Genomic DNA, 7,074 nt, shown 5'->3' on the forward strand with positions numbered 1-7,074 from the left:
TGATATCTTAAGCCAGGCAACAGAATGAAAATTTCAAAAACGCAAAATCGGTCATCCATGTCGCTCCAACCCGTCTTCCCTGACGGGTAGGTTTTGAAATTTTATCCTGCTGCATAGGCTAAACTATTCGAACAAAAGTTCTAAGCAAACCTGTTAGCCATTAAGGTTCGGCCCCAGCCATTTCTCGGCTTCGACCAAATCCCAGCCTTTGCGATCCGCATAGCTGTCACGTTGATCGTCCTGGATCTGGGCGATCGCAAAGTAACGCGAATCCGGGTGGGAGAAGTACCACCCCGAGACCGACGCCCCCGGCCACATCGCATAGCTGGTTGTCAGCGACATACCAATGGTTTCTTCAACCTGCAACAGCTCCCACAGCGTGCCTTTTTCGGTATGCTCAGGACATGCCGGGTAACCCGGTGCCGGGCGGATCCCCTGGTATTTCTCGCGGATCAGATCATCGTTGGACAAATCCTCATCCGGCGAGTAGCCCCAGATATCCTTGCGCACCTGCTGATGCAGATACTCGGCAAAGGCTTCGGCCAAACGGTCGGCCACCGCCTGGATCATAATCGCATTGTAGTCATCGCCCGCCGCTTTGTAGGCATCTGCCAACTCGCGCTCACCAATACCGCCGGTTACCGCAAAGGCACCAATCCAGTCGGCCTTGCCGCTTTCTTTTGGCGCAATATAGTCCGACAGGCAGTAGTTGAAGCCTTTCGGTTTCTCGGTTTGCTGGCGAAGGTTGTGCAATACCTTGGCGACTTCGGTACGCGACTCATCGGTGTACACTTCGATATCATCACCGACGCTGTTGGCCGGGAACATGGCGCACATACCACGGGCTTTGAGCAAGCCTTCCTGCTCAACTCTATCAAGTAACTCGTTAGCATCTTTGAACAAGCGGCGCGCCTCCTCGCCGACTTCTTCATGATCAAGGATGGCTGGGTATTTGCCCATCAGCGACCAAGTCATAAAGAAAGGCGTCCAGTCGATATACTGGCGAAGGGTGGCAACCTCAAAGTCATCAAACACCTGGACACCTGACTTCAGCGGTGCCGGTGGAGTATAGCTATCCCAGTCAATCGCCACCTTATTGGCCCTTGCCATTTCCAAGGTAACCGGCTTGGTTTTAGGGCGCTTGCGACTGTGCTGGTCGCGCACCCTGACATAGTCAGCATCCAGTTTTTCGACAAAAGCAGGACGCAACTCATCAGACAGCAACGACGTACATACACCAACAGCTCGAGAAGCATTGTTCACATACACCACCGGGTGGCTGTAGTTCTGCTCAATTTTCACCGCCGTGTGAGCCTTTGACGTCGTGGCCCCACCAATCAACAACGGCAGGTCAAAGCCCTGGCGCTCCATTTCTTTCGCCACGTGGACCATCTCATCCAAAGAAGGTGTGATCAGGCCTGACAGGCCGATGATATCGACATTCTCTTCCTTGGCGACCTTGAGGATCTTCTCGCACGATACCATTACACCGAGATCGATGATTTCGTAGTTATTACACTGCAGTACTACACCAACAATGTTCTTGCCGATATCGTGGACATCGCCTTTTACTGTTGCCAGTAAGATCTTACCGTTTGTCGCACCCGCTTGTTTCGCAGCGTTAATATAAGGCTCTAGGTGGGCAACCGCCTGTTTCATTACCCGGGCTGATTTCACCACCTGCGGCAGGAACATCTTACCTTCACCGAACAAGTCACCGACCACATTCATGCCATCCATCAACGGCCCTTCGATCACTTCGAGCGGATTGGACGCATTGAGGCGCGCTTCTTCGGTATCTTCGACAATAAACTCGGTGATCCCCTTGACCAAAGCATGCTCAAGGCGCTTTTCAACCGGCCAAGTACGCCACTCAAGTGCTGAGGCATCGTCTTCCTTGCCTACGCCTTTGTTGGCGTATTCAGCAGCGATATCCAACAGGCGTTCTGTCGAGTCGTCACGGCGGTTCAGGACAACATCCTCAACCGCTTCACGCAACTTCTCCGGGACATTGTCATAGATTTCAAGCTGGCCAGCGTTCACGATCCCCATATCCATACCGTTCTTGAAACAGTGGTACAGAAATACGGCATGGATGGCTTCACGGACGTAATTATTGCCGCGGAACGAGAACGAGACGTTGGACACACCACCGGAAATCATTGCATGCGGCAGATCGCGCTTGATATCCGCAACGGCTTCGATGAAATCAACCGCATAGTTGTTGTGCTCTTCGATACCGGTCGCTACCGCAAAGATATTCGGATCAAAGATGATGTCTTCTGGAGGAAAGCCAACTTCATCGACCAAGATGCGGTAGGCATTGGTACAGATCTCGAGCTTGCGCTCGCGGGTTTCGGCCTGGCCGGCCTCGTCAAATGCCATCACGATCACTGCTGCGCCGTAACGGCGGATCAGCTTGGCCTGCTCAACAAATTTCTCTTTGCCTTCCTTGAGCGAGATGGAGTTAACGATCCCCTTGCCCTGAATGCATTTGAGGCCAGCCTCGATCACTTCCCATTTCGAGGAGTCGACCATGATAGGTACTTTGGAGATCTCTGGCTCAGAGGCACATAGGTTGAGGAAGCGCACCATACACGCCTCGGCATCCAGCATCCCTTCATCCATGTTGATGTCGATGATCTGGGCACCGTTTTCTACCTGCTGGCGGGCAACTTCCAAGGCCTCGTCATACAGCTCTTCTTTGATCAGACGCTTGAACCGAGCGGAGCCGGTCACGTTGGTTCGTTCACCCACATTGACGAACAGCGTATCCTTTTCGATAGTCAGCGGCTCAAGGCCGGACAAACGACAGGCCACCGGTAGCTCAGGCAGGGTACGAGGCGTAATATCAGCCACCGCCTCAGCCATCTGGCGGATATGTTGTGGCGTGGTACCGCAGCAGCCACCGACCAAGTTAAGGAATCCGCTTTCGGCCCATTCCTTAATATGACCCGCCATCTCTTCCGGTGACAAATCATATTCTCCGAAGGCATTCGGCAGGCCGGCATTGGGGTGCGCAGAGACCGCACACTCGGAAATTCGCGACAGCTCTTCAACATACTGGCGCAGTTCATCGGGCCCCAGGGCACAGTTCAGACCAAATGAAATAGGGTTTACATGACGCAGGGCATTATAGAAAGCCTCAGTGGTCTGGCCCGATAGCGTTCGGCCGGAAGCATCAGTGATGGTGCCGGAAATCATCACCGGCAAAGAGTAACCCAACTCTTCAAACACGGTGTCCACCGCAAAGGCACAGGCTTTGGCGTTAAGGGTATCGAAAATCGTCTCGATAAGGATGATGTCCGAGCCACCCTCAATCAAAGCACGGGTTGATTCGGCATACGCCTCGACCAGTTGATCAAAGGTAACATTTCGAAAGCCAGGATCGTTTACATCCGGCGATATAGAACAGGTACGGTTGGTCGGGCCCAATACACCAGCAACAAATCGTGGTTTATCCGGTGTCTTTGCCGTCCACTCATCGGCCGCTTGACGGGCAAGCTTGGCCGCCTCGAGATTGATCTCGGCACTCAACGCTTCCATCTCATAATCGGCCATCGCGATAGTGGTTGCGTTGAAGGTGTTGGTTTCAAGGATATCGGCACCAGCCTCAAGGTAAGAGGCATGGATCTCCTTGATCAATTGCGGTTGTGTTAGTACTAGTAAATCGTTATTGCCCTTGAGATCCATGTGCCAGTCGGCAAAACGCTCACCACGGTAATCTTGCTCTTCCAGCTTATAATCCTGGATCATGGTGCCCATGCCACCATCAATGATCAGGATCTGCTCTGCCAAGCGCTTATTTAGTAAATCCTTGCCCATCAACACCGCTTTACTTCCTTATCTAATGTTACAGCTAGTTCACATCCTACCATAGCAAAAATGGAAATCTAGACGTCTAAAGGGCTTTTCGTTGATTAATTTTTAACTCATTGTAAGAAATTAAAGATGGCTATCAGGCTGCGATAGATTTATATTTTGACACAATTTTCAGCTTTACTTTCAAATACCATCGAGGTCACTGGATGTCAGTTTACAGCACCCTCTGTTTCCTGGCGGCAGCAGCAATGCTTATCGCCTTTATAAACAGCAAAATAGGAAAAATGCAGACCACTATCGCCATCACTGCAGGGGCGTTGGTGCTATCTCTTGGCCTCATTGTTGCCGGGCATAATGGCTGGTTCCACCTAGAAGACATTGCTGCAAGCCAACTTGGCGAGATCAACTTCGAGAACTTCTTGCTCAAGGGTATTCTTGGTTTCTTGTTGTTTGCGGGTGGTTTGGGGATCAAACTCCCTCATCTAGAAGATCAAAAATGGGAAATCACCACCTTGGCCCTTGCTGCCACGTTATTTTCGACCTTCTTTATCGGATTTGCCCTCTGGGGGATTTGCCAGGCGCTCGGTATCCAGCTTGATTTGATCTATTGTTTGATTTTCGGCTCGCTGATCTCACCGACGGACCCGATTGCCGTGCTAGCCATTGTAAAAAAACTCGATGCGCCAAAGCGTGTCTCTACCCAGATTGAGGGCGAATCTTTATTCAATGACGGTTTCGGCCTGGTCATTTTCGTTACCCTATTTACCATCGCTTTTGGTAACGAAGCCCCTACCGTCCTTGGTGTCGGCCAGCTGTTCATGCAGGAGGCCATCGGCGGTATCGCCTACGGTTTCGCATTGGGCCTGATCTTCCATTACCTGATCAGCTCCACCAATGACCATTCGATGGAGCTGCTACTGACTTTAGGTATCCCGACCGCTGGCTACGTATTTGCCGATGTTATCCACGTTTCTGGCCCACTGGCGATGGTGGTATCAGGTATCATGATCGGTAACTGGACCCGCTATATTGGTTTCTCCAAGGAAAGTGAAGATCACCTCGACCACTTCTGGGAACTTGTCGATGAATTCCTCAATGGCGTGCTGTTCCTATTGATTGGTATGAGCATGCTGCAATTTAGCTTCCACCAGGAAGACTGGGTGTTGATGGTCATTGCCGTACCGCTAGTACTACTCAGCCGTTACCTCAGTATCAAGCTGTCTTATGTTGGCTTCAACCGCTACCGCGACTATAACCCGATGTCGGTTAAAATCCTGACTTGGGGTGGCCTACGTGGTGGCCTGGCCCTTGCGATGGCCATGGCTGTACCGGCAGGGGTGATGGTGATCCCGGACAAGAACATTGATGTACGGGAAATTATGCTGGTGATGACCTACTCAGTGGTGGTGTTCTCGATACTTATCCAAGGATCGACAATCACGCCACTGATACATAAAGCCAAACAGTGGGAAGCAGAAAATAACGCATAGTGACGATGCGATAAGACTTACCAACAAAAAGACCTGCAAGCTGCAGGTCTTTTTTTATATCGAAAATGCCTACTCATCTTTAGTGAAGTTAGCTTCCGAGAAATGCTCCAAGTCATAAGGAGTCTGCTGGTAAACACAGTAGTTGAGCCAGTTAGCAAACAGCAAATGGCCGTGACTACGCCAACTGGCAATCGGCGGGTTATCAGGATTATTGTCCGGGTAGTAGTTGACCGGTACATTCGGCTCCATTCCTTCACCGACATCCCGTACATACTCATTGTGCAAGGTATCTACATCATACTCCGGGTGACCGGTCACAAAGACATTTCGCTTGTCTTTGGTCGCAGCCAAGTACACACCGGCTTGGTTAGATGTCGCGAGGATATCCAAATCCGTATGCTCTGCCAGGTACTCCGGCGAGAAATCTGCGTAACGTGAATGAGGTGCTAAGAATGAATCATCAAACCCCCGCAGAATTGGGTTGTGACAATCATGAGTACGGTGCCAATAAACCCCTGACAGCTTCTCTTTACGAGTCCGCTTAGGCAAATCGTACAGCAACTTCAATCCGGCCTGTGCAGCCCAGCACACGAACAGCGTGGAGGTCACATGCTCTTTGGCCCAGTTCATGATAGTTTGGATTTCTTCCCAATACAGCACATCTTCAAATTGCACCAAGCCTAGCGGGGCCCCCGTGACAATCAAACCATCGAAGTTACGGTCTTTCACCATTTCGAACTGACGGTAGAAGGTATCGAGATGCTCGGTAGGGGTATTTTTGGTCGGCCGATTATCGATACGGAGCAGTTCAACATCTACCTGCAGTGGGCTATTGGACAGCAGGCGCAGGAACTGGGTTTCCGTTTCGATCTTCTTCGGCATCAGGTTTAGCAGCAGCACCTTCAAAGGACGAATTTCCTGACTCGATGCACGGGCTTCCGACATCACGAAGATATTCTCTCCCCGTAGGATATCGGTCGCAGGTAATTTGTCAGGGATCTTAATCGGCATGGGTGCTTCTCCTTAAACGTTTTCCGTCTGCTCTGTCCCACCAGAGATGTTTAGACGTCCAGATTTCTAAATAAAACTATAAGAGATCACGCCAAGGTGCAAGCAAAACAAGATTAAAAGAATAGATGATGTGGCACGTAAAGGTGAGAAATGCTCATGAAGCAAGGAAGGTATGGAAGAGGTACGATTTATTTATTGCCTGAAATGAAAAAAACCCAGCCGTTAGGCTGGGTTTTGAAGAAGTGTTCAGCAATGACCTACTCTCACATGGGGAGGCCCCACACTACCATCGGCGCTACAACGTTTCACTTCTGAGTTCGGCATGGGATCAGGTGGTACCGCTGTGCTATTGTCGCTGAACAAAATCGTGGTGCTAGTACCCAGATTTGAACTGGGGACCTCACCCTTACCAAGGGTGCGCTCTACCAACTGAGCTATACCAGCACGCAATTCTGCGTCGAAACCCGCATTTGCGAATTTCTGAAATTGGAAGCCTGGCGATGTCCTACTCTCACATGGGGAGGCCCCACACTACCATCGGCGCTATTACGTTTCACTACTGAGTTCGGCATGGGATCAGGTGGGTCCATAATGCTATGGTCGCCAAGCAAAATTCTTACAATCTTAGAAAGCTGATGTTCTCAACACGCATTCAAGTGTTCGTGGAGTCCGCTAAAACCCCTTGGGTGTTGTATGGTTAAGCCTCACGGGCAATTAGTACAGGTTAGCTCAACGCCTCACAACGCTTACA

The 7,074-nt window shown here is 50.7% G+C and carries 3 protein-coding genes, 1 tRNA gene and 2 rRNA genes; 1 reads left to right on the forward strand and 5 read right to left on the reverse strand.

Annotated features, from left to right (window positions below; all coding sequences use genetic code 11):
* Positions 1-153: 153 nt before the first annotated feature.
* Positions 154-3,825, reverse strand: a complete 3,672-nt coding sequence (gene metH, locus R2X38_RS18325) for a methionine synthase (RefSeq protein WP_317523773.1) — start codon at positions 3,823-3,825, stop codon at positions 154-156.
* Positions 3,826-4,028: 203 nt separating this feature from the next.
* On the opposite strand from metH, the gene R2X38_RS18330 reads away from it, so the two are divergent.
* The gene (locus R2X38_RS18330) at positions 4,029-5,312 is read left to right on the forward strand and encodes a sodium:proton antiporter (RefSeq protein ID WP_317523774.1); all 1,284 of its coding nucleotides are present in this window, start codon (positions 4,029-4,031) and stop codon (positions 5,310-5,312) included.
* Positions 5,313-5,381: 69 nt separating this feature from the next.
* Here R2X38_RS18330 and metA read toward each other — a convergent pair whose 3' ends face one another.
* The 4 genes from metA to rrf (R2X38_RS18350) all read right to left on the reverse strand — a co-directional run bounded on the left by metA (position 5,382) and on the right by rrf (R2X38_RS18350) (position 6,931).
* Positions 5,382-6,323, reverse strand: a complete 942-nt coding sequence (metA, locus tag R2X38_RS18335) for a homoserine O-succinyltransferase MetA (RefSeq protein WP_317523775.1) — start codon at positions 6,321-6,323, stop codon at positions 5,382-5,384.
* 244 nt (positions 6,324-6,567) lie between these two features.
* Positions 6,568-6,683: ribosomal RNA gene (rrf, locus tag R2X38_RS18340) — 5S ribosomal RNA — on the reverse strand.
* 8 nt (positions 6,684-6,691) lie between these two features.
* Positions 6,692-6,767: transfer RNA gene (locus R2X38_RS18345), tRNA-Thr, on the reverse strand.
* A 48-nt stretch (positions 6,768-6,815) separates the two neighbouring features.
* Positions 6,816-6,931 (reverse strand): 5S ribosomal RNA (gene rrf, locus R2X38_RS18350).
* Positions 6,932-7,074: the final 143 nt, after the last annotated feature.

Source organism: Photobacterium rosenbergii (assembly GCF_033022775.1).
In the GTDB taxonomy this organism is placed as follows: Bacteria; Pseudomonadota; Gammaproteobacteria; order Enterobacterales; family Vibrionaceae; genus Photobacterium; species Photobacterium rosenbergii_A.